This window comes from Sinorhizobium sp. NFACC03 (assembly GCF_900103435.1).
Lineage (GTDB): Bacteria > Pseudomonadota > Alphaproteobacteria > Rhizobiales > Rhizobiaceae > Ensifer.
The window spans coordinates 1-21,453 of record NZ_FMXF01000046.1 but is presented as its reverse complement, the minus strand read 5'-3'; the positions used below and the strand labels follow the sequence as shown (position 1 = coordinate 21,453).

Genomic DNA, 21,453 nt, shown 5'->3' with positions numbered 1-21,453 from the left:
CATCAAAACGGAGAGGGAGGCTAGAGCGGCGGCTCTATTTTAGTGTGGCCTGTATCGGACTGGCCGAAACGGCTCGGGCGAGGCCAAGCAAGCTTGCGGAACGCAAAGCCCCCGGATTGGATCCGGGGGCTCTTCATTGCCGCGAAAAGCGGAAGTCGTTTCGCTTACTGCTCGCTCTTCTTGATGCCGTAGGCGAAGAACTGCGAGTTCAGACCATTCACCGGGTAGCCTGACACAGCCGAGCTCGAAACGACGATCTGCGGATAAAGATAGAGCCAGTTGCTGGCGGCATCCTCGGCGATGATCGTGTTGGCTTCCTTGAGCTTGGCGGTCTGCTCGTCGGTGTTGGCGGCGGCTTCCGACGCCTTGATCAGGTCGACAACCTTGGGGTTGTTGTAACCCCAGTAGAAGTCCGGGTTGCCGTAGAAGACGATGTCGCGGTGGTTGACGTGCTCCTGCAGCGTCGCCTGGAAATCATGTGCCTTGTAGACCTTCGTGTACCACTCGTTGGCGGTGATCACGTTGATCTCGACCTTGATGTTGACCTTGGCGAGTTCGCTCTGGATGAACTGGGCGACGATCGGGTGCGGGTCGTAGTTCGGCGTGTCGAGCTTGAAGGTGAAGCCATCGGCGAAACCGGCTTCCTTCAGGAGCGCCTTGGCGCTTTCGACGTCATAGGTGTCGACGGCGGTGAGGTCCACGTACCAGGGATCGGTCGGCGGCACGAAGGAGCCGATCAGCGTGCCGTACTCGCCCCAGATCGAGGTCAGCAACTTCTTGTCGTCGATGGCGCGGGCGATCGCCTTCCTGACCTTGACGCTGTCAAAGGGGGCGACGCGGTCGTTGAAGGCAAGCAGTTCCTTGGTGGTCGACTGGCCGGCAGTGACGGTGAAGTCAGGATTGTCCTTGAACTGGGCGATCGAATCCGGGCTCTGGACGCTGGTGATGATGTCGACGGCGCCGGTCAGAAGCGCATTGTTGAGCGCGGTCGCATCGGTGAAGTACTGGAAGACGACTTCGCCGTTGGTGGGAGCGCTGCCCCAGTATTTGTCGTTGCGGGTCAGCGCCAGCGACGAGCCGCGGCGCCATTCGTCGAGGCGATAGGGGCCGGTGCCGTCTTCGCTCGCGTTCAGGTCCTTCGCCGCGTCGTTGACGATCCAGACATAGCTCAGATTGTAGGGGAGCGAGATCGAACGGGTCGACAGCTTGACGACGACGGTTTGGTCATCGGGCGTCTCGATCGCGCTGATCGTCGAAAGGCTCTTCTTGCGCGAACTCTTGGATTGCTCGGCGGTCACGCGCTCGATGCTGTACTTCACGTCGGCTGCGGTGAGCGGGTCGCCGGAATGGAAGGCAACGCCAGGACGAAGCTTGAACGTATAGGTAAGGCCGTCGTCGCTGACGCTCTGCTCGGCAACGAGACCCGGCTGGACGTCGCCGGCATCGGTCAGCGTGAACAGCGCTTCGTAGACATTACCGTTGAAGGCTTCGTTGATGCCCTGACCGGCGCCGGCGGTGTTGTCGAGGTTCTGCGGCTCGTAGAGCGAGCCGATGGTGATCGAGGCGTTGGGGTCAAACTTCGCGTCCTCGGCGAAGACGGCCGTGCTCGACGAGAGGGCGAGCGCCAGCGTGGCGGCTGCCAAGGCTGTCCCTCGCGCCCGGCGGACCTGTCCCGAGGTCTTGCCAAAACCGATGATAGTGCCAGTCATGTTCCCAAACTCCTGCATTGTGCCTGTCACGCGGATCGCGTCGCCACCTAAATGTACGCACCGGATGATTGCGATGCATCATACTTATTCCCTAGTAATTTAGTGGGAAAATTGGTTTCTTTTGTCCGCCGAAGTTGAAAATTGTACCCGCAGCCCGGGCGCATGGGCAGACGCGCATTTCGCTTTCCGGCGTCACGCGAACTGTCGAGATATATCAGAAGGTCTTTGTGAATCCGTATGACTCCGCCGGGTCCCGTGCCATCTCTCGCATTTGGTCTTGAATCTCTGCAGCGGCCGCTGCGTGCGAAGTGGGGCGTCGTTTGGTATGCTGGTTGCCGATTGTTGTTCGCGAAGATCCTCTCTCAAAAATTGTAAAATGTGACGTGTCGACAAAAGGATTCGACACCCAGGAGATTCTGATATATCGCATGATTAATCGTTTAATCATGCGATAGCGGAAACCACGGATTTGGCGCGTTCCGGACCAAAACTAACGAGGATTGCCAGAACGCTCGGCGTGTCCGCGGCCACGGTTTCGAACGCGCTCTCGGGCAAGGGCCGCGTCTCCGCCGAAATGGTGGAAAAAATCCGCGCGACCGCCGCCGAACTCGGCTACGTGCCGAGCCAGGCGGGCAGGGCGCTGCGCACCGGGCGCACCGGTGTGCTCGGCCTCGTGCTCCCCGATATCGCCAATCCGCTCTTCCCGCAGATCGCCCAGGCGATCGAACTGGCGGCTTCTTCCTCAGGCTATGGCGTGCTGATTGCGGACTCGCGCGGCGACGTCTCGACCCAGACCAAGGCGATCGAGCGACTGATCGATCGCGACGTCGATGGATTGGTGATCGTGCCTCGGCGCGGCACCCGCATTGCCGATGTCGGCTGTCCTGTTGCCGTCATCGATACGCCCTCGACGCCGGGTAACACGGTCGCCGCCGACCACTGGGGCGGCGGTCAGCAGATTGCCGAGCATCTGAAGGCGCTCGGGCACCGCCACGTGCTGATCATCGGCAACAATCCTGCCTCGAATGTACAGAACGACCGCGCCGGCGGCATCCGTTCGGTTTTCGGCGCGGGGTTTCACACCGATACGCTGTGGATCGAGCCGCTGGAGAAAGTGTCCGGCAAGGGCTGTCCGCTCGGGCTCGCCGAGAAGGTGGCGGAAGGCTACACCGCGTTTGCCTGCATCTCCGATCTCCATGCGCTCCGGGCACTGACCGAATTGCAGCGCGCCGGCATCAATGTGCCGGAAAAGGCGAGCGTGACCGGTTTTGACGATCTGATCTGGTCGCCGGTTATCACTCCAGCGCTCACGACCGCGCGCATGGACATGACCGAGATTGCCGCGATTGCCGTTGCCGCGCTCGTCAAGGCGATCCGCGAGCGCGATCCGTTCGATCCCGAGATCGGCGCACCGGTCACGGCCGAGAAATCGAAAGTGCCGATGCATCTGGTCGTCAGGCAATCGGCCGCAGCACCGCCCGCGCTTCAACCCGTACATACCACTGCCACCGCAGCCACATCCGTCACCGAAGGAGGACACCAGCCATGAAGAAATTCCTGCTTGCCTCGAGCGCGCTCTTGCTCGTCGGCGCCCCTGCCGCGTCTGCTCAGGAAAAGACGCTCACCATTTCCGTCTACGGCTTTGCCCAGGACGCGTTCAAGGAACTGGTCTACACGCCGTTCGAACAGAAATGTGGCTGCAAGCTCGTGGTCGAAACAGGCAATAGCGTCGAGCGCCTGGCGAAGATGGAAGCCAACAAGGCAAGCCCGGTCGTCGACATGGCCGTCGTTTCGATGGCTGACGCGCTCTCAGCCACGCGCGCTGACCTGATCGAAAAGATCGATACTTCGAAGCTCACGAACTTCAACAAGCTCTATGACCTCGCCAAGGACCCGAACGGCGACGGCATGAGTGTCGGTTACACCTTCTACGCGACCTCGATCGTTTATCGCTCGGACAAGATGGAAGTGAACTCCTGGGCCGATCTTCTCGACGAGAAGAACGCCAGCCACGTCGCCTTCCCGAACGTCACCACCAACCAGGGCCCGCCGGCGCTCTACATGGTCGGCGAAGCCATCGGCAAGAACACGCCGGATCTCAAGGAGGCGATCGCCGCCGTCGGCGCCAAGAAGGACGACATCGTCACCTTCTACGTCAAGTCCTCGCAGCTCGTGCAGCTGATGCAGCAGGAAGAGATCTGGGCCGCACCGATCGGCCGTTTCTCCTGGGAAGGCTTCACCAAGCTCGGCCTGCCGATCAAGTGGGCAACGCCGAAAGAAGGCCAGACCGGCGGCATGAACGTCATGGTGCTGACGAAGGGCGGCAAGAACCGGGATCTCGCACTTGAGTTCATGGACTTCTGGCTCTCGACCGAAATCCAGACGGCACTTGCCGAAAAGCTGGTCGACAGCCCGGCCAACAAGGACGTCAAGGTCTCGCCCGAGATCGCCGAGAACCTGACCTACGGCGAAGAGACAGTGAAGAACCTGAAGCTGATCCCGTCGGCCGTTGCCCTGGACAACCGCGAAGCGTGGCTGTCGGAGTGGAATGCGCAGGTCGGCCAGTAATCCAAACGACTGAACTCCACCGGCCGGCCCTGACGGCCGGTGGACGCGCTGCGCGCCTGCGACGGGTAGGCCGTGCCAACGAATGCCTTGAAAGGAAGAAGGATGTTCCAGAACCGCGCCGAAGCCCTGGCGCTCGCTCTGCCCGCAGCGGTCTTTGCGGCGATCGTCTTTCTGGCGCCGGTGGTGATCCTGCTGTCGGAAGGCTTTCGCAACGCCGACAGTTGGTCGCTCTCCGCCTATACGACCTTCTTTTCCGATCCGCTGAACCGCACCGTCTTCCTGCGCACGTTCCGATTGGGCCTGATGGTCACCGCCGTCTCGGCGGTCATCGGCTACGCTGCGGCCTTTGCCATCGTCAATCTTACGCCGCGCAACAAGGGACAGATGATCGGCCTCGTGGTTCTGCCGCTGATGATCTCGTCGGTCGCCCGCACCTATGCCTGGATCGTCATCCTCGGCCGCACCGGCATCGTCAATCAGGCGCTGCAGCTCGTCGGCCTTTCCGACGAGCCGATCCGCTTCCTCTTTACTGAGACCGCCGTCTTCATCGGCCTCTTGCAGCTGTTCCTGCCGCTGATGATCCTGTCGCTGATCAGCGCGCTTGAAAACATGCCGAAGGATGCGATCCCCGCCGCGCGCGTTCTCGGCGCCAACTGGTTCCAGGTGTTCTTCAAGGTGATCCTGCCGCTGACCAAGGAGGGCCTGGTGATCGGCGGAACACTCGTCTTCACCGGGTCGCTGACGGCCTACATTACGCCTGCGATCCTCGGCGGCTCGAAGGTGCTGATGCTCGAAACGCTGCTCTACCAGCGCGTCACCGTCGCCAACGATTTCGTCGCAGCGAGCGTCATCGCCTTCATTTTGATCGTCATGAGCTTTGCCGCCAATCTTCTTTTGAAACGGCTTGCCACCGCGAGGAACAAGCGATGACACCCCGCGTCTTTTCACCCCTTGTGCTCTTCCTGGTGATTGGCTTCCTGATAGGGCCGTTCTTCATCATCGTCGCCGCCTCGCTTTCCGGCGGCGAGACGCTGGCCTTCCCACCGCAGGGCTTCTCGCTCAAATGGGTCGCCAAGGTCTTCACTGTCGAGAGCTTCCGCGAGAGCTTCGCGATCTCGATGCTTTTGGCGATTGGCGGCACCGCCGCGGCGCTTGTGCTTGGTGTCCCCGCCTCCTATGCCCTTTCGCGCTACAAGCTGCCCTTCGGCGAAACCATCCGCACGATCGTGTCGCTGCCGATCATCGTGCCGGGCATCATCGTCGGCCTGGCGCTGCTGCGCTACATCGTCGTGCCCTTCGGTTTCAACATCACGCTGACCCTGTTCCTGGCCCACACCGCGCTCGTGCTGCCCTATGCGGTGCGCGTCGTCTCGGCAAGCCTCAACAATCTTCGCGCCGACATCGAGGAGGCGGCCGTGCTGCTCGGCTCCTCGCGCGCCGGCGCCTTCTTCCGGGTGGTGATGCCGAATATCCGCAGCGGCATCCTGGCCGCCTTCATCCTCGGCTTCGTCACGAGCTTCAACCAGGTGCCGGTGTCGCTCTTCCTCTCGGGCCCCGGCGTGCGCACGCTGCCGATCGACATGCTCTCCTACATGGAGATCACCTACGATCCGTCGGTCGCCGCCCTCTCGGCACTGCTCGCCTTCATGTCCATCGGCATCGTCTTCCTTGCCGAACGATTCCTGGGATTCTCTCGCTATGTCTGACGCCGCCTTCCTCAGCCTTGAAAAACTGACGCTCGCCTATGGTGATACCGTTGCGGTGAAGGACCTCGACCTTTCGATCCGCAAGGGCGAACTGGTGGCGTTCCTCGGCCCCTCGGGCTGCGGCAAGACGACGACGATGCGCTCGATCGCCGGCCTTTTGTCGCCGGCCTCCGGCGCGATCAGGCTCGACGGCGCCGACATCACCCGGGTCTCTGCGAACAAGCGCTCGGTCGGCCTCGTCTTCCAGTCCTATGCGCTGTTCCCGCACCTGACCGTTTTCGAAAACGTCGCCTTCGGTCTGCGCCTGAAGAAGCTGCCGGCGTCCGAGATCGAGAGCAAGGTAACGGCCGGGCTGAAGTCGGTCGGGCTTTCCAAGTTCTCTGCCCGCAAGCCGGGCGAACTCTCCGGCGGCCAGCAGCAGCGCGTCGCGCTCGCCCGCTCGATGGTGATGGAACCGAAGGTGCTTCTGCTCGATGAGCCGCTGTCCAACCTCGACGCCCGTCTGCGCCTGGAAATGCGCACCGAGCTGCAGCGGGTGCAAAAAGAAACCGGCGTGACGATGATCTTCGTCACCCACGACCAAGGCGAAGCGCTGTCGCTCGCCGACCGCATCGTCGTCATGCTGAACGGCGCGATCGAGCAGATCGGCACGCCGGAGGATATCTACAACCGGCCGATTTCGCGCTTCGTTGCCGACTTCGTCGGTTTCGAAAACATCTTTGCCGTCGAGGGCGGCAAGCTTAAGGCCGGCAACGGCCCAATCGATCTTTCCGGATCCCTGCCGCCTGACACGGCAGGGCTTGCGTGGCGTCCGCGCATGGTGACCCTGGGCTCAGGTCCTTTCCAGGGCACCGTGCGCGGAGCCTCTTTCTCCGGCGGCACGCGGGAGTATCTGCTCGATACACCGCTCGGCGCCATTAAGGCGGAAGAAGATGCTGTGTTGGCAGCGCGTGAAACCGGCTCTACGATCGCCTTCGACCTGCCGGTTGACAAGGCTGCGCGCCTGAAGAAGTTCGGTTGACGTCAGATGGGTGTCTGGATCGATACGGACATGGGGTTCGACGACATTGCCGCGGTGCTCGTCGTCCTTCATGCCGGTGAAGAAATCGACGGTGTTTCCCTCGTCTTCGGCAACACGCCGATAGATCAGGTGAAACGCAACGCCGCCAGTGCCGCACTCGCCTTCGGCTGGAATTTTCCCATCCATGAGGGCCGTGCCTTGCCAGTGCTTGGCAGGCTCGAGACTGCCGAACGCATCCTCGGCGAGGCCGGCATGCCGACGGCCGGACTGACGCTGCCGGCAGGTGACGCGCAGCTGCCGAGCGATGCCTTTGCCGCGCTCTCGACCTGGCTCGAAGGGGAGGGGCCAAAGCGCGTTATCGCTCTCGGGCCGCTCACCAACCTTGCGGCCATTTGCCTTGCCCGCCCGGACCTTGCAGCCCGCATTACCGATCTCACCTGGATGGGCGGCGGCGTCACCAGCGGGAACCACACGGCATCCGCCGAATTCAATGCCTTTGCCGATCCGGAAGCGCTTGCCATCGTGCTCGCGCACGGCCTGCCGCTGCGCATGGTCGATCTCGATCTCTGCCGCAAGGTCTTTGCCTATCCGGACGACGTTGCGCCGATCCGCTCGGCCGGAGGCGTGAATGCCGCGCTGATCGCCGATCTGCTTGCTGGATACATCTCGATCGGCACCAGCCGCGGCCGCCCGGGCATGGCGATCTACGACCCCTGTGCTGCAGTGGCCTTCGTCAATCCCGGCGCGATCTCCTTCCGCAGCGCTCGCATCAATGTCGAGCTCGGCGGCGCGCTCACCCGCGGCCGCACCGTCGTCGAAACGCGCGAAAGCCATGCGATCTTCAATGCCGAATACGCTGTCGACCCCCATGTGGAGACGACGCGTGCGCAGATTCTGGGTGCCCTGATGAAGGAGGCTCAGAAGTGAGTTTTGTCGAGCAGCCTCAAGACTTGATGGATGCGGCGCTCCGCACCCGCGCGGTGGCGGCGGCGCGTGGAGGCGAACCGTTCGACATGCTGATTGTTGGCGGTACGCTGGTCGACGTGGTGACGGGTGAACTCCGCCCGGCAGATGTCGGTGTTGTTGGGCCGCTAATCGCGAGCGTTCACGCGCCGGGCGTACGCAAGGATGCGGCGACCATCATCGACGCGACCGGTGCCTTTGTTTCTCCCGGCCTGATCGACACCCATATGCATGTCGAAAGCTCGATGGTGACGCCAGCGACCTATGCAAATACGGTGCTGCCGCGTGGCGTCACGACAGTCGTCTGGGATCCGCACGAGTTCGGCAATGTCAACGGCATTGCCGGCGTGCGCTGGGCCGCGGATGCCATTGCCGGGTTGCCCTTGCGCACAGTACTTTTGGCGCCGTCCAGCGTGCCCTCCGCACCCGGCCTGGAGCTCGCCGGCGCAGATTTCAGCGCCGATGTGATTGCCGACATCCTGAGTTGGCCAGAAATCGGCGGCATCGCCGAGATGATGAACATGCGCGGCGTCATCGACGGCGAAGCGCGGATCAGCGCAATCGTCCAGGCCGGGCTTGCCGCCGGCAAGCCGGTCAACGGCCATGCGCGGGGTCTCGCCGGCGCCGATCTCCAGGCTTTCGTCACTGCGGGCGTCAGTTCCGACCATGAGCTCGTATCGGGCGACGATCTACTGGCCAAGCTGCGCGCCGGTCTATCGATCGAATTGCGCGGCTCGCATGATCATCTGCTGCCAGAATTCGTTGAGGCACTGAACACGCTCGGCCACCTGCCGCAGACCGTTACGCTCTGCACCGACGATGTCTTTCCCGACGATCTCGATCACTCGGGCGGATTGGACGACGTAGTGCGGCGGCTTGTGCGCTACGGGCTGAAACCGGAATGGGCGCTTCGCGCCGCGACGCTGAACGCCGCCACCCGTCTCGGTCGTCCGGACCTCGGCCTCGTTGCCCCCGGGCGGCGGGCGGATATCGCGATCTTCGAGGATCTCCAGGGCTTTCGCGCCCGTACGGTGATCGCGGGCGGTAAGCAGGTGGCCCTGGCGGGGCAGATGATCGACGCCGTGCCGAAGGCCGACGTCCAAGCGCTTGCCGGTACGATGAAGATCGAGCCGTTGCGCGAGACGGACTTCGCCATTTCCGCAACCGGCTCAAAGGTGCGTGTCGCCACGATCGACCGACCGCGCTTCACCCAATGGGGCGAGGTCGTGGCCGAAGTCGACAATGGCTTCGTCGTTCCGCCGCAGGGCGCGACACTGATTGCCGTTGCTCACCGCCATGGCCGCGCCGACAGCAAGCCGCGCGTCGGCCTGCTTACCGGCTGGGGAGCGTGGCGCGGCGCATTCGCGACGACCGTTTCCCACGACAGCCACAACCTCACGGCCTTCGGCGGCAATTCCCGCGATATGATGGTGGCGGCCAATGCCGTTATCGCTGCCGGGGGCGGCATGGCCGTGGCATCCGCAGGCAAGCTCGACGCGATCCTGCCTTTGCCGCTGTGTGGCCTCGTCTCCGATGCGCCCTTGGCCGATGTGTCATCCGGCTTTGCCGCGCTGCGTGATGCTGTCGGACGGATCGTCGATTGGCAGCCGCCCTACCTCGTCTTCAAGGCCTGTTTCGGAGCGACGCTTGCCTGCAACGCAGGCCCGCACCAGACCGATCGCGGTATTGCCGATGTGTTGACGGGAAAGCTGATGGAAAGTCCCGTTCTCGACGTGCTTGATATGTAGGCCACATTGGCCGCCGCATGGGCGGCCAATGCCATGATCGCTCGAATCCGTGGCACGTATAAAGCCTCAGTTCAAAGGCGTTCTCAGCTTCTCCGATATTACGCGATCGTGAAGCGGTTGCTCGCGGCCGGAGTGCTACTCGGCGCGCGGCAACTCTTGCTCCACCAACGTCGACCAGAACGCAACGCCCGGCCCGATCGCCGCATCATTGAAATCATAGGCGGTGTTGTGATGCAGCGCGCCATCGACGGCGGGGCCGTTGCCGAGCCAGACGTAGCAGCCGGGGGCTTCGAGCCCAAAGAACGCGAAATCGTCGCCCGCGGTCGAGGGCGGAAATGCCGTTCGGGTCTTTTCGCCGAAGACGGCTTGAGCCGCCCTCAGAGCCCGGGCGGTCGCATCGCCATCGTTGACGACGGGCGGAATGCGGCGTTCGAATTCGTAGTCGACCGCAATCCCGTACATTTCCGCCGCACCGCGGGCCAGTCGCCCGATCTCCGTTTCGAGCTGGTCGCGCACTTCAGGCGTATAGGCGCGCGCCGTGCCGCCGATTTCGACGATGTCGGGGATCACGTTGAGTGCCTTCGGATCGCCGGCGCGTACGGAGCAGGCGCTGACGACGGCCGGCTGCAACGGGTCGACGACGCGGCCGACGATCGACTGCAGCGATGCAAGGAAAGTACCGGCCGCCGTTACCGGATCGCGGCCGAGATGCGGTTTGGCGCCATGGGTGCCGACGCCGCGGAAGGTGAGCCGCCAGCTATCGGAGGAGGCAAGCTGCGGTCCGGCAACGACTGCGATTTCGTCCGGATCGAGGCCGGGCATGTTGTGCAGGCCATAGACGGCATCGCAGGGGAAAAGCTGGAAGAGCCCGTCCTCGACCATGCGTTTCGCCCCGCCGCGGCCTTCCTCGGCCGGTTGGAAGATGAAGTGCACGGTCCCGGAGAAATTGCGGGTCTTTGCCAGATGGCGGGCGGCGCCGAGAAGCAACGTGGTGTGGCCGTCATGGCCGCAGGCATGCATCTTGCCGGTTTCGCGGGACTTGTAGGGTCGGTCGGCGACTTCAGGCATGGCGAGTGCGTCCATGTCGGCGCGAAGACCAATCGAGCGCGTGCCGTTGCCCACCTGCAGGGTGCCGACGACACCGGTTTTTCCGAGGCCCCTGTGAACTTTCAGCCCTGCGACTTCAAGCCATTTGGCAACGAGATCGCTGGTACGTTTCTCCTCGAAGCCGAGCTCCGGATGGGCATGCAGATCGCGACGGAAGTCGGTGAGGAAGGCAAGGTCGTCAGTAATTCCGTCAGGCAGGCGCATCGGCAGGCATTCCCATGTTTCATCCGGCAAAGGAGCTTGTGAATTCCGCGCGCTTTGCTCAGCCCGTGGCGCCCTTTCGGTTTGATCGAAGTCGCAAACGGTATAGACGAAAACGGCCGGAACCAGAACAGCAAGCCGGCTTTTTTGATCGCCTTTCATTTCGGGCGAAAACGTGCAGACGAGGACCGGACCGATGCAGCCCCACGACTTCTGGCAGGAGGTCTACCCGCCGAAAAGTTTCGACATTCAGGCGGGGTATCGCGATTTCTTCCCGGCAACGCTCGGCGACGGGCGCCAGATCCTGCTGCCGATACGCCCGCTTTCCGATGGCAGGCATGCGCTCGCTTCGCTGATTGTCAATCAGGCAAGCTTTGCGGTTGAAGATGCGCTGGCAACCGAGCTTGCGGCAAAGCTTGCCGCCTTCGAGCCCGATGTCGTTGCCGGCCTGCCGACATTGGGCCTGACGCTTGCGTCCGCCGTCGCCCGCAAGCTCGGCCATAGCCGCTATGTGCCGCTCGGTACATCAAGAAAATTCTGGTACGTCGACGACCTGTCGGTGCCGCTCTCCTCGATCACGACGCCGGACCAGAAGAAGCGGCTCTATGTCGATCCGCGCATGCTTCCACTTCTCGAGGGGCGGCGTGTGGCGCTGATCGACGACGTCATTTCCAGTGGTACATCTATCCTTGCGGGCCTGACGTTGATGAACACCTGCGGCATCGAGCCGGTCGCGATCGGCGCCGCCATGCTGCAGACCGAGCGCTGGCGCCAGCCACTTGCAGCACTCGCGCCACATTGGCCGGAACGAGTCGTTGGCGTCTTCCAGACCCCGATGCTCGCGCGCAGCGACGCTGGCGCTTGGCAGGCGGCCTGACAGCGTAGAGATCACGAACAGGCGCGCAACCATGAAATGGCCGAGCCCGAGAGGGCTTCGCGAACGGCATTCTCTTTGCCATCTTTCAACGTGAAAACTTTAGGCACGCTTCGATCCGAGCGGCAGTCTTCGCGAAAGGAAGTCCATGCGCTTCGTCAATCCGATCCCTTTCGCCCGAGACATCGCCCGGTCGCGGGAATTCTACGAGAAGGTGCTCGGCCTGACAGTTCGCGAGGACTTCGGAAACTTCGTCCTCTTCGAGAGCGGCTTTGCCATCCACGAAGGCCGCTCGCTCGAACGAACAGTCTGGCGGGAAGAACTTGCCTCGGCGGAACCCTATGGGCGAGGAAACCTGCTCCTGTATTTCGAACACGATGATGTCGACGCAGCTTTCGCACGCATCGCGCCCCATGTGGAACTGATCCGTCCGGTCGAATGGCAGGATTGGGGGCAGCGCGTGTTCCGTTTCTATGATCCGGATGGGCACGCCGTCGAGGTCGGGGAGCCGCAGCAGTTGGGATCCACGGTCGAACTGGAGAAGCACTAGCTTCCTGCGAGGCTGAGCTTCATTGGGGGCCAGACGCTTCCGACGAAAGAGGAAGCGCCCAGGTTTGATGCTTGCGAGGCGCTTCGGGGCCGAAGCGCTGCCGCTTTGCAGCCAATGCCCTAATTCGTCGGACGAACCTGATAGTAAACCGTCGACTTCGCACCGTTTGCCTTGGCGATCGTATAGACGTCGTAGGACGCCTGCGGATCATTGCCCATGCCGAGCGAGCCAGAGGGCATGCCAGGAACTGCGATGCCGGCAATATCAGGCCGCTCAGAGAGAAGCTTGTGGACCGCCTCCAGCGGCACATGCCCCTCGATGACATAGCCGTCGATGACGGCGGTATGGCAGCCTTCCACGTCGGCGGGCACCGCGAAGCGCGTCTTGATCGCCGACATATCGGCCTCGTCGTGCACCTCGACCGTGTAGCCGGCCGCCTCCATCGCCTCGGCCCCTTGCTCGCAGCAGCCGCATTGCGGATCCTTGTAGATCGCCATGGTGCCGGCCGCCGCCGCGGCGGCTGTCGCAAAGAGGGTGATGCCTGCGATTGCGCCTGCAACGAAATGTCTGCGTAACACGTCCATTGGACGCTCCTTTCCGGTTCTGCCTGACTATAGCATCGTGCCGGCCCGGGCGGGGTGATGTCGACCCGGGCCGTTTGTCGCAGGTTACTTGACTTCGGTCACCGTCAGCTTGCCGTTGACCCGGTCGGCGACGAATTCGATCGAGGCGCCTTCCTTGAGCTTGGCGAGCACCGCGTCGTCGCTGACGCGGAAAACCATGGTCATGGCCGGCATGTCGAGGTTCTTCAGGTCTTCATGATCGATCGTCACCTTCTTGGCCTTGGTATCGATTTTCTTGACGACGCCCTTGGTGAACTCCGCCGCGTGTGCGGGAAGGGCAAAGGTGGCGGCGGAGGCAGCGAGCGCAAGCGCTGCAAAGAATGTACCTACGGTCTTCATGGTCAGATCCTTTTCTATGATCGGGGGTTACTTCTTCACGACGTCGAGCGGCCCATGCATGCCGGCGTCGTAATGGCCGGGCACCAGGCAGGCGAACTCGAAGGTGCCGTCATTGGTGAAGGTCCAGTAGATGTCGCCCGACTTGCCGGGCTCGAGCCGGATCGCGTTCGGGTCGTCGTGCTCCATGTCGGGGAACTTCTCCATGGTGACCTTGTGCTCCTGGATCGTCGCCTTGTCGTCGAGAACGAATTCATGGGCCAATTCGCCGGCATTCTTGATCGCGAAGTGGACCGTCTGGCCCTGGCGGACTTTGATGGTGGCCGGCGTGAAGATCATCTTGCCGTCGTCGGTTTCCTTCATCGTAACGCGGATCGTCTGCGTCGCCTTCTTGCTGTCACCGGGCTCGCCGACGGACACTTTGTCGTGGCCGCCCGCGTGGCTGCCCGATGCGAGCGCCTGAGAGGAGAAGGCAGAGGCGACAACGAGCGCCAGAGCGAATGCTGTTTTCTTCATCGTGGTTTTCCTGGTCGATTTGAGAGAGTTCATAACAATCAGCCGTGTCGTCATGGTTTCGGCGTGATCACGGTCTTGGCATCCTTTGCCCGTGTCAGATCCGGCAGGTCGCCGGTCCACTCCCAGGCTTGCGTCTCCGGCGGGTTTTCGTACCAGCCAGGGTCGCTGTAATCCCCGGCAGAGATGCCTTCGCGCACCTTCACCACCGAGAACATACCGCCCATTTCCAACGCGCCGTGCGGACCCCAGCCGGTCATCATCGGGATCGTGTTGTCGGGGAGCGGCATTTCCATCTCGCCCATGTCGGCCATGCCGGCCGTTCCCATGGGCATGTAGTCGGGCTTGACCTTGCGGATCTTCGCCGCGACCGATGTCTTGTCGGCGCCGATGAAGGTCGGGATGTCGTGGCCCATCGCATTCATCGTGTGGTGCGACTTGTGGCAATGGATCGCCCAGTCACCCTCATACTTGGCGTCGAACTCATAGGCGCGCATCGCGCCGACGGGAATGTCGATCGTCACCTCCGGCCAGCGCGCCTCCGGGCGCACCCAGCCGCCGTCGGTGCAGGTTACCTCGAAGTCGTAGCCGTGCATGTGGATCGGATGGTTGGTCATGGTGAGGTTTCCGACCCTCACCCGCACCCGGTCGTTCTTGGAGACGACCAGCGGGTCGATGTCCGGAAAGATCCGGCTGTTCCAGCACCACATGTTGAAGTCGGTCATTTCCATGATGCGCGGAACGTAGGTGCCGGGATCGATGTCATAGGCATTGAGCAGGAACACGAAGTCGCGGTCGACGCGCATGAAGTCCGGGTCCTTCGGATGCACCACGAAGAAGCCCATCATGCCCATGGCCATCTGCACCATCTCATCGGCGTGCGGGTGGTACATGAAGGTACCCGACTTCACGAGGTCGAACTCGTAGACATAGGTCTTGCCCGAGGGGATGTGCGGCTGCGACAGGCCGCCGACGCCATCCATGCCCGAAGGCAGGATCATGCCGTGCCAGTGAATGGTGGTGTGTTCCGGCAGCTTGTTGGTGACGAAGATCCGAACGCGGTCGCCTTCGACCGCTTCGATCGTCGGTCCCGGCGACTGGCCGTTGTAACCCCAGAGATAGGCGGTCATTCCATCCGCCATTTCGCGTTCCACCGGCTCGGCGACGAGGTGAAATTCCTTGACGCCGTTGTTCATGCGGTGCGGCAGCGTCCAGCCGTTGAGGGTGACGACCGGGTTGTAGTCAGGTCCGCTCGTCGGCACGAGCGGCTTCTGGGTCGCGGCATTGTCCATGCTTGCCGCTTCGGGCAGGCCGGAGTTGGAGGTTTGCGCCCATGCGGCGGTGGAAACGAGAGCCGCGCCGGCACCAAGGAAGTGTCTTCTGTTGAACATGATCCTATTCCTTCTCAATGCCCTGCAGCGCCGGCTTCCGCCGTCGCGGGGGCCGCCGTTGCTTCGGCTGCTCCGCCTGATCCGCCACCGTGGATCGCCGTCATCAGATCGGTGTCGGCGAGCCAGAAATCGCGTTTCGCGTTGACTGAGAGAACGGTCGAGTCGACCCTCGCCCTGACATCGGCCAGCAGTTCGAAGGTGCTGGTGATCATCCCGTTGTAGCTAAGCGTCGCCTCCTCCTCGATCTTGCTGCGCAGCGGCACGACGCTGTTGCGATAGTGGCGGGCGATATCGTAGCGCGAGCGATAGGCCTCATAGGCCGAGCGCGCCTCGGAGCGGATGTTGACCGCCTTTTCGGCAAGCAGGTTGGCCGAGCGCATGTGGGCAAGCTCTGCCTTGCGCATGCGCGCGTTGCCGCTGTCGAAGATCGGGATGACGAATTCGAGCTCGAACTGGCCCGTCGTCTCGACCTTGGTGCCGTGATCCTCTTGCTCCCGTTCCGCTTCCGCACCAGCGACGAGTTCCAGATCGGTGACGAAGCGGGTCGCCTCGGTCAGCTTGTAGGATTTCGCCACCCCTTCCAGATCGAGGCGGGCGATCTGCAGATCGACGCGTCGCTTCAGCGCCTCCGCCTCGATGCTATCCTTGCGGGCAAGCGTCTTCGGCAGGTCCGGCAGGCGGTTCGGCACCTGGTAGTCGACATCGGATCCCCACAGGCCCATCAGGCGCGTGAGGTTCTCCTTGGCAAGTCTGGCGGCAAGGCGCGCCTCGGCTGCCTGTCCTGCCAGTTCGGCGTTGAAGACATGCTCCCGCGCCTGCGCGCCCTTGCCCATGGCGCCGGTCTCACCCAGTTTGGCGGCGAGTTCGGAGGAGGCGTCTGCGGCAATCTGAGCACGGCTCAGCTGGCTGACGGTTTCCCACGCAGCGACGGCCTCGATCCAGGCGCGACGGGTTTCAGCGGCAAGTTCCAGGGTCCTGAGCGCTGCTGAAAGTTGCGCCTGGCGAAAGCGAGCATCGGCAATGGCGATGGTCTTGTCGCGGGTCAGAAGTGCCAGGATGTTGGTGGTAACCAGGCCCTCGATTGCGCGGTAGGCTTCGAGTTCCGGCGCGCCGATCCCGGACGTGCCGATCGATACCGTCGGATTGAGGAACAACGTCGCCTGCCAGGCGTCCGCCGAGGCATCACCAAGATCGGCGTAGGCCGCTTGAAGACCCTTGTTGTTGAGAAGCGCGATCTGGACGGCGGTATCGGCGTCGATCGTCTTGCGCTTCAAGAGCGCCTTGACCTCGGCATTGACCTTGTCCGCCTGTGCTCGGTTCTGGATCCAGACGCTTTTCTTGGTCGCAGCTGTCGCAACCTTCGCATCCACCGTCGTAAAGCCAGCGTCCCTGGCCGAATATTCGGCGTTGGTCGCGCAGCCTGCGAGCACGAGCAGCAGGCCGATGAGGGCCGCCAGCTTGATCTTGCGGCTCATCATGACGCGTCTCCCTTCTTGGGCGACTGGACGTCGTTCAGCGGACCCCACGGCTTCGGGCCGATCGGCTCGCGCTGGGTGTAGCCCGAGATCGGGCTTCGGTACTGCGTGTTCCGAATGCCGCTCGAGCTGTCGGCGGCATCGGCAAGGCCTGAGACCTCGGCAGGCAAGGTGGCAGCGCATCCGCCCAGGATCATGGGCAGGAGCGCCATGGAAAACAATCGATTCATGGTCAAACCTGAAATGTGAATGGCAGAGGTCGGCGACCGACCGGCAACAGTCCGGGCGGGCCTCGTCGCGGACCGCGCTACAGCGCCGTGCGCCTCAACGGGCGCGCAAGGGCCGCTGTGCTTTGCATTGCTGCAGGCTCTTGCCCTTCAATCGGCTACGACCAAAGGAAACATGCAGTAGCGGTCACGAATTCAGAAGTCAGGCTCTTGGGGGGCGATGAAGGCCGTCGAGCTCACCTGGGGTCAGCTGCGGCTGCGGTCCGAAGTTGCGGATGGAGCGCGGGAAAACGGGATGGCTGGCGCCGGTATCGGCAAGGACTGCAACGGCGGCACAGAAGGTCTTGCAGCAATCCTTCTTGTCGGCCTTGCCGCTATCCTGGGTCGGCTTCACCTTGCCCTTGTCGAGGCTCGGGCAATGCTCGGCCGCTGCCTGGATCGGGTTGTCCGAGGACGCTTCGATCTGCATCGCGCCATGCGCGGCCGCGTGTGTCATGCCGGATGCGGTGGAATAGGGCAGCAAGGCGAGCGACACCGCGATCGCCAGCTTCAACACAATCAGCAAACGCAGATATGTGGTTCGCACCTTTTCCATAGTCGATCCGTAGAAACGCTCGCGATTCCTGTCAATGCCGCCTGCGCTTCGCACCGTCACAAATGCGTGAGACTTTGCCGAGCGCATGGGACCACGTCATCCGCGGCGCCGGTTGCGAACAGGATCGATGCCGGCCGTGCCGAAACGGGCGGGCTCCGCCTGCTTTGCTGGGGTGTTCCCGGCATCGGCCAGATCGTCAAGAATAGGACAGTCCGGGCGTCCGTCGCCATGGCAATGGGCCGCGAGATGCTTGAGCGTCCGGCTCATCGCCTTCAGCTCCTCCGCCTTGCGTTCCAGGATCTCGACATGTTCGAGGGCGATCTTCTTGACCTCGCCGCTGGCACGCGACCGGTCGCGCCAGAGCGCCAGGAGGTCGGCCATCTGCTCGACGGTGAAGCCGAGATCGCGTGAGCGGCGGATGAAACGCAGCGTATGGACGTCGTTGTCGCCATAGTTGCGGTAGCCGGCTTCACTGCGGTCGGCCGGCGGGATCAGGCCGATCGTCTCGTAGTAGCGGATCATTTTCGTCGAGACGCCGGAGGCGCGTGAAGCTTCGCCGATATTCATGATTTCATCCTTGCAGCCGCCTTCGCGGCCATTCCCTTCGAATATAAGGGCTCTCCCCGGCTTCCGCCATGCTGTGGCAGGAAGCCGGGGAGAATGTCGATCTTACGCCGCGCGTCCTGCCGCTACCGGGCGAAACGCTCTCAGTCGCAAGGCGTTGCCGAGCACGAAGACGCTCGACAGCGCCATGGCGCCGGCTGCAAAGATCGGCGACAGCAGGAGCCCATAGGCGGGATAGAGCGCGCCGGCGGCAACCGGGATCAGCACCGCATTATAGGCGAAGGCCCAGAACAGGTTCTCCTTGATGTTGCGGATCGTTGCCTTGGACAGTGCGATCGCATTCGGGACGCCGAACAGATCGCCGGACATCAGCACAACGTCGGCGCTTTCGATGGCGACATCCGTGCCGGTGCCGATCGCCAGCCCGACATCGGCTTCGGCCAGCGCCGGCGCGTCGTTGATGCCGTCGCCGACGAAGGCGACCGCGCGTCCGCCTTCCTTCAGCTTCTTCAGCGCTGCGACCTTGCCGTCGGGAAGGACCTCGGCGATGACCTCGTCGATGCCGAGCTTGGCGGCAATGGCTTCGGCGGTGCGGCGGTTGTCGCCGGTGATCATCGCGACTTTCAGGCCGAGATCGTGCAGCATACGGATCGCCTGCGGCGTCGTTTCCTTGATCGGGTCGGCAACTGCGATGATCGCCGCCAGCTTGCCGTCGATCGCCGCATAGAGCGGGCTCTTGCCTTCGGAACCCAGGCGGGTCGCCTGCTCGGCGAAAGCGGAAACGTCGAGCTTCAACTGCGCCATCAGCCGGTCGGCGCCGACATGGACGGTGCGGCCCGTGACTTCGGCGCTGGCGCCGAAGCCGGGGATGGCCTCGAACTTCGCCGGCTCGGCGATTGCCAGGCCCTGTGTCTTTGCTGCCTCGACGATTGCTTCGGCGATCGGATGCTCGGAGCGGGTTTCGACGGCGGCGACCAGTGCCAGAACGGTATCGCGGTCGAAGCCTGCTGCGGTTTCTAGGTCGGTCAGTTCAGGCCGTCCCTTGGTCAAGGTACCGGTCTTGTCGACGGCGATGACGGCGGCATTGCGCAGCGTCTGCAGTGCCTCGCCCTTGCGGAAGAGTACGCCCATCTCGGCGGCGCGGCCGGTGCCGACCATGATCGACGTCGGGGTGGCAAGGCCCATGGCGCAGGGGCAGGCGATGATCAGCACTGCGACGCCGTTAACGAGCGCGAAGGTCAGGGCCGGATCGGGGCCGAAGACCAGCCAGATGCCGAAGGTCAAAAGCGCGATGGCGATGACTGCGGGCACGAACCAGGCGGTGACGCGGTCGACCAGCGACTGGATCGGCAGCTTCGCACCCTGGGCCTGTTCGACCATGCGGATGATCTGCGCCAGCACCGTGTCGGCGCCGACCTTGGTGGCACGGAAGGTGAAGGAGCCGGTCTTGTTGATCGTGCCGCCGACCACCTCGCTGCCGGCGATCTTTTCAACCGGAACCGGTTCGCCCGTGATCATCGATTCGTCGACATAGGAGTTGCCGTCGATGACGCTGCCGTCGACCGGCACCCGGTCGCCAGGGCGCACCAGCACGGTGTCGCCGGTGGTGACGTCGGAGAGCGGGACCTCGATCGTCTCGCTGTTACGGACCACGCGGGCGGTCTTTGCCTGCAGGCCCATCAGATGCTTGATCGCTTCGGATGTCCGGCCCTTGGCGCGTGCTTCGAGGAAGCGGCCGAGCAGGATCAGGGTGACGATGACGGCCGCGGCCTCGTAGTAGACGTTGGCAGTGCCGTCAGGCAGCAGATCCGGCGCAAAGGTTGCGACGACCGAATAGATCCAGGCCGCCGACGTGCCGATCGCGACCAGCGAATTCATGTCCGGCGCCAGGCGGAAGAGGGCGGGGACTCCCTTCTCATAGAAGCGCAGGCCCGGGCCGAACAGCACCATCGTCGTCAGCACGAACTGCAGATACCAGCTTTCCTGCATGCCGATATTGGTCATGACGAAATCGTGCACGGCCGGGATGAAGTGCGAGCCCATTTCGAGCACGAAGATCGGCAGCGTCAGGACGCCGGCGATCAGCAGCGAGCGTGCGAGCCGTCGGGTCTCCTGTTCGCGCTTCTCGCCTTCGTGGTCGACGCTTTCGTCGCCGGTGATGCGCTTGGCGGCGTAGCCGGCAACGCGCACTGCCTCCTCGAGCGCGGCGGCCGTTGCGATGCCCGTCGTAACGTGTACGGAGGCGCGCTCGGTCGCAAGATTGACATTGGCTTCCGTGACGCCCGGCACCGCCTTCAGCGCCTTTTCGATGCGGGCGACGCAGGAGGCGCAGGTCATACCTTCGATGGTGAGCTCGATCGTATCTTCGGCGGCGCCGTACCCTGCGTTTTCGATCGCCTTGACGATGTCGGCGGACTTGGTGCTGGCATCGAAGCGAACATCGGCGCGTTCCGTTGCGAGGTTGACCGAGGCTTCGGTGACACCGGGCACGGCGCGGATCGCCTTTTCAACGCGGGAGACGCAGGACGCACAGGTCATGCCCTCGACGGGTATGCTCGCACTCAGCGCGGCCGCGGAAATCGCTTCGAGATTGTTCGTTCTAATGGGGGTCACCGATCCCATGATCGTGCTCCTTTCGCTGTCTTTGTCACAAGATGGAGCTTCCAACGATGGGAAGGTCAAGGGCGTTGCCGAACTTTCTCCGCTGCGTTCCCACCGAGGGCTTCGCCGTCGATCCTGTCGGTCTTCGCCCGCCGCCGACGGCGCGAGATTGCAATCGAGGCCAGATCGACGACGTGGCTTTCGATCCCCTCGGCCTCCAACACCCGATGGATCCAAAAGCCGTCTAGCCCAGCCTCCTGGACGACAATGATCGGAAAGCACCGCCCGGTGCGCGCCCGCGCCTTCCTCTTGAGTTCAGCAAAACGTCCCAGCATGCCGGCGACGTCGCCAGCCGCCACCGCATGCTTATACGGCCCCTCACTGATCAAAACTCATTGGCCCATTCTCTGCGGCCGATAGACATGATGCGCCAGGGCTGGCTTTCGAGCTTTCGCCAGGCATCGCAGCAATGATCGACGATGTCGTCGTAGGATTTGAAGACGCGGTTTGAGAGCCAGTTGTCGCGCATGAAGTGCCAGAGGTTTTCAACCGGGTTGAGCTCCGGCGACTTCGGCGGCAATGGCAGGATGGTGATGTTTTCGGGCACGACGAGATTGTTGGACATGTGCCAGCCTGCCTGATCCATGATGAGGATAGCGTGCGCGTCGTGATCGACGTGCC

General features: G+C 63.0%; 21 protein-coding genes and 1 pseudogene. 9 read left to right on the top strand and 13 right to left on the bottom strand.

Features of this window, described 5'->3' with window-relative positions:
* Nucleotides 1-164: 164 nt before the first annotated feature.
* The gene (locus BLU35_RS32200; protein WP_093236163.1) at nt 165-1,709 is read right to left on the bottom strand and encodes an ABC transporter substrate-binding protein; all 1,545 of its coding nucleotides are present in this window, start codon (nt 1,707-1,709) and stop codon (nt 165-167) included.
* 469 nt (nt 1,710-2,178) lie between these two features.
* Between BLU35_RS32200 and BLU35_RS32195 the strand changes: the two genes are divergently transcribed.
* From BLU35_RS32195 to BLU35_RS35400, 7 genes are all read left to right on the top strand, one after another.
* Complete coding sequence (locus tag BLU35_RS32195) at nt 2,179-3,258, top strand: LacI family DNA-binding transcriptional regulator (RefSeq protein WP_093236147.1); 1,080 nt, start codon at nt 2,179-2,181, stop codon at nt 3,256-3,258.
* Nucleotides 3,255-4,277: an ABC transporter substrate-binding protein gene (locus BLU35_RS32190; protein ID WP_093236146.1), complete on the top strand. Its 1,023-nt coding sequence runs from the start codon at nt 3,255-3,257 to the stop codon at nt 4,275-4,277. Before BLU35_RS32195 ends, BLU35_RS32190 begins: the two co-directional genes overlap by 4 nt.
* A gap of 102 nt (nt 4,278-4,379) precedes the next feature.
* Nucleotides 4,380-5,207 (top strand): ABC transporter permease, encoded by an 828-nt coding sequence (locus tag BLU35_RS32185; RefSeq protein ID WP_093236145.1) that lies wholly within the window; start codon nt 4,380-4,382, stop codon nt 5,205-5,207.
* Nucleotides 5,204-5,983 (top strand): ABC transporter permease, encoded by a 780-nt coding sequence (locus BLU35_RS32180; protein ID WP_093236144.1) that lies wholly within the window; start codon nt 5,204-5,206, stop codon nt 5,981-5,983. The genes BLU35_RS32185 and BLU35_RS32180 overlap by 4 nt, the downstream gene beginning before the upstream one ends.
* On the top strand, nt 5,976-7,004 hold the full coding sequence (locus BLU35_RS32175; RefSeq protein WP_093236143.1) for an ABC transporter ATP-binding protein: 1,029 nt from the start codon (nt 5,976-5,978) through the stop codon (nt 7,002-7,004). Before BLU35_RS32180 ends, BLU35_RS32175 begins: the two co-directional genes overlap by 8 nt.
* A gap of 6 nt (nt 7,005-7,010) precedes the next feature.
* Complete coding sequence (locus tag BLU35_RS32170) at nt 7,011-7,931, top strand: nucleoside hydrolase (RefSeq protein ID WP_093236142.1); 921 nt, start codon at nt 7,011-7,013, stop codon at nt 7,929-7,931.
* Nucleotides 7,932-7,957: 26 nt separating this feature from the next.
* Nucleotides 7,958-9,715, top strand: a complete 1,758-nt coding sequence (locus tag BLU35_RS35400) for an adenine deaminase (RefSeq protein ID WP_176907529.1) — start codon at nt 7,958-7,960, stop codon at nt 9,713-9,715.
* Nucleotides 9,716-9,850: 135 nt separating this feature from the next.
* Here the strand turns inward: BLU35_RS35400 and BLU35_RS32160 are convergent, their stop codons facing one another.
* Entirely contained in the window at nt 9,851-11,026 is a 1,176-nt protein-coding gene (locus tag BLU35_RS32160; RefSeq protein WP_093236162.1) for a M20 aminoacylase family protein, read from the bottom strand.
* Between the two features lie 172 nt (nt 11,027-11,198).
* Here BLU35_RS32160 and BLU35_RS32155 point away from each other — a divergent pair, with 172 nt between their 5' ends.
* Both BLU35_RS32155 and BLU35_RS32150 read left to right on the top strand, forming a co-directional pair.
* Nucleotides 11,199-11,900, top strand: coding sequence for a phosphoribosyltransferase (locus BLU35_RS32155; protein WP_286161698.1), 702 nt, complete (start codon nt 11,199-11,201; stop codon nt 11,898-11,900).
* Between the two features lie 145 nt (nt 11,901-12,045).
* Nucleotides 12,046-12,447 (top strand): VOC family protein, encoded by a 402-nt coding sequence (locus BLU35_RS32150; protein WP_093236139.1) that lies wholly within the window; start codon nt 12,046-12,048, stop codon nt 12,445-12,447.
* 119 nt (nt 12,448-12,566) lie between these two features.
* Here the strand turns inward: BLU35_RS32150 and BLU35_RS32145 are convergent, their stop codons facing one another.
* The 11 genes and pseudogenes from BLU35_RS32145 to BLU35_RS32095 all read right to left on the bottom strand — a co-directional run.
* Complete coding sequence (locus BLU35_RS32145; protein ID WP_502688200.1) at nt 12,567-13,025, bottom strand: DUF411 domain-containing protein; 459 nt, start codon at nt 13,023-13,025, stop codon at nt 12,567-12,569.
* A 90-nt stretch (nt 13,026-13,115) separates the two neighbouring features.
* On the bottom strand, nt 13,116-13,409 hold the full coding sequence (locus tag BLU35_RS32140) for a copper-binding protein (RefSeq protein ID WP_093236137.1): 294 nt from the start codon (nt 13,407-13,409) through the stop codon (nt 13,116-13,118).
* 27 nt (nt 13,410-13,436) lie between these two features.
* Nucleotides 13,437-13,922, bottom strand: coding sequence for a cupredoxin domain-containing protein (locus tag BLU35_RS32135; RefSeq protein ID WP_093236136.1), 486 nt, complete (start codon nt 13,920-13,922; stop codon nt 13,437-13,439).
* Between the two features lie 50 nt (nt 13,923-13,972).
* The gene (locus tag BLU35_RS32130; RefSeq protein WP_093236135.1) at nt 13,973-15,310 is read right to left on the bottom strand and encodes a multicopper oxidase family protein; all 1,338 of its coding nucleotides are present in this window, start codon (nt 15,308-15,310) and stop codon (nt 13,973-13,975) included.
* A gap of 14 nt (nt 15,311-15,324) precedes the next feature.
* A complete protein-coding gene (locus BLU35_RS32125) occupies nt 15,325-16,788 on the bottom strand; it encodes a TolC family protein (protein ID WP_093236134.1) in 1,464 nt (487 codons plus the stop codon).
* Nucleotides 16,785-17,015, bottom strand: a complete 231-nt coding sequence (locus BLU35_RS32120) for a hypothetical protein (protein WP_093236133.1) — start codon at nt 17,013-17,015, stop codon at nt 16,785-16,787. The genes BLU35_RS32125 and BLU35_RS32120 overlap by 4 nt, the downstream gene beginning before the upstream one ends.
* A 199-nt stretch (nt 17,016-17,214) precedes the next feature.
* On the bottom strand, nt 17,215-17,607 hold the full coding sequence (locus BLU35_RS32115; RefSeq protein WP_112948611.1) for a hypothetical protein: 393 nt from the start codon (nt 17,605-17,607) through the stop codon (nt 17,215-17,217).
* Nucleotides 17,608-17,703: 96 nt separating this feature from the next.
* Nucleotides 17,704-18,174: a Cu(I)-responsive transcriptional regulator gene (gene cueR / locus BLU35_RS32110; protein ID WP_058323520.1), complete on the bottom strand. Its 471-nt coding sequence runs from the start codon at nt 18,172-18,174 to the stop codon at nt 17,704-17,706.
* A gap of 102 nt (nt 18,175-18,276) precedes the next feature.
* On the bottom strand, nt 18,277-20,793 hold the full coding sequence (locus tag BLU35_RS32105) for a heavy metal translocating P-type ATPase (RefSeq protein ID WP_093236131.1): 2,517 nt from the start codon (nt 20,791-20,793) through the stop codon (nt 18,277-18,279).
* Nucleotides 20,794-20,888: 95 nt separating this feature from the next.
* Nucleotides 20,889-21,140 (bottom strand): annotated as a pseudogene (locus tag BLU35_RS32100) (IS110 family transposase); the annotation flags it as partial.
* A gap of 17 nt (nt 21,141-21,157) precedes the next feature.
* Nucleotides 21,158-21,453: transposase (locus BLU35_RS32095; protein WP_176907527.1), on the bottom strand; the 296-nt coding region annotated here is incomplete at its 5' end.

Excerpts from the sequence above, each read along its gene's own strand:
- BLU35_RS32200 (WP_093236163.1), bottom strand. The coding sequence starts at position 1,709 with ATGACTGGCACTATCATCGGTTTTGGCAAGACCTCGGGACAGGTCCGC.
- BLU35_RS32190 (WP_093236146.1), top strand. The coding sequence starts at position 3,255 with ATGAAGAAATTCCTGCTTGCCTCGAGCGCGCTCTTGCTCGTCGGCGCC.
- BLU35_RS32185 (WP_093236145.1), top strand. The coding sequence starts at position 4,380 with ATGTTCCAGAACCGCGCCGAAGCCCTGGCGCTCGCTCTGCCCGCAGCG.
- BLU35_RS32180 (WP_093236144.1), top strand. The coding sequence starts at position 5,204 with ATGACACCCCGCGTCTTTTCACCCCTTGTGCTCTTCCTGGTGATTGGC.
- BLU35_RS32175 (WP_093236143.1), top strand. The coding sequence starts at position 5,976 with ATGTCTGACGCCGCCTTCCTCAGCCTTGAAAAACTGACGCTCGCCTAT.
- BLU35_RS32170 (WP_093236142.1), top strand. The coding sequence starts at position 7,011 with ATGGGTGTCTGGATCGATACGGACATGGGGTTCGACGACATTGCCGCG.
- BLU35_RS35400 (WP_176907529.1), top strand. The coding sequence starts at position 7,958 with ATGGATGCGGCGCTCCGCACCCGCGCGGTGGCGGCGGCGCGTGGAGGC.
- BLU35_RS32160 (WP_093236162.1), bottom strand. The coding sequence starts at position 11,026 with ATGCGCCTGCCTGACGGAATTACTGACGACCTTGCCTTCCTCACCGAC.
- BLU35_RS32150 (WP_093236139.1), top strand. The coding sequence starts at position 12,046 with ATGCGCTTCGTCAATCCGATCCCTTTCGCCCGAGACATCGCCCGGTCG.
- BLU35_RS32140 (WP_093236137.1), bottom strand. The coding sequence starts at position 13,409 with ATGAAGACCGTAGGTACATTCTTTGCAGCGCTTGCGCTCGCTGCCTCC.
- BLU35_RS32135 (WP_093236136.1), bottom strand. The coding sequence starts at position 13,922 with ATGAAGAAAACAGCATTCGCTCTGGCGCTCGTTGTCGCCTCTGCCTTC.
- BLU35_RS32130 (WP_093236135.1), bottom strand. The coding sequence starts at position 15,310 with ATGTTCAACAGAAGACACTTCCTTGGTGCCGGCGCGGCTCTCGTTTCC.
- BLU35_RS32125 (WP_093236134.1), bottom strand. The coding sequence starts at position 16,788 with ATGATGAGCCGCAAGATCAAGCTGGCGGCCCTCATCGGCCTGCTGCTC.
- BLU35_RS32120 (WP_093236133.1), bottom strand. The coding sequence starts at position 17,015 with ATGAATCGATTGTTTTCCATGGCGCTCCTGCCCATGATCCTGGGCGGA.
- BLU35_RS32115 (WP_112948611.1), bottom strand. The coding sequence starts at position 17,607 with ATGGAAAAGGTGCGAACCACATATCTGCGTTTGCTGATTGTGTTGAAG.
- cueR (WP_058323520.1), bottom strand. The coding sequence starts at position 18,174 with ATGAATATCGGCGAAGCTTCACGCGCCTCCGGCGTCTCGACGAAAATG.
- BLU35_RS32105 (WP_093236131.1), bottom strand. The coding sequence starts at position 20,793 with ATGGGATCGGTGACCCCCATTAGAACGAACAATCTCGAAGCGATTTCC.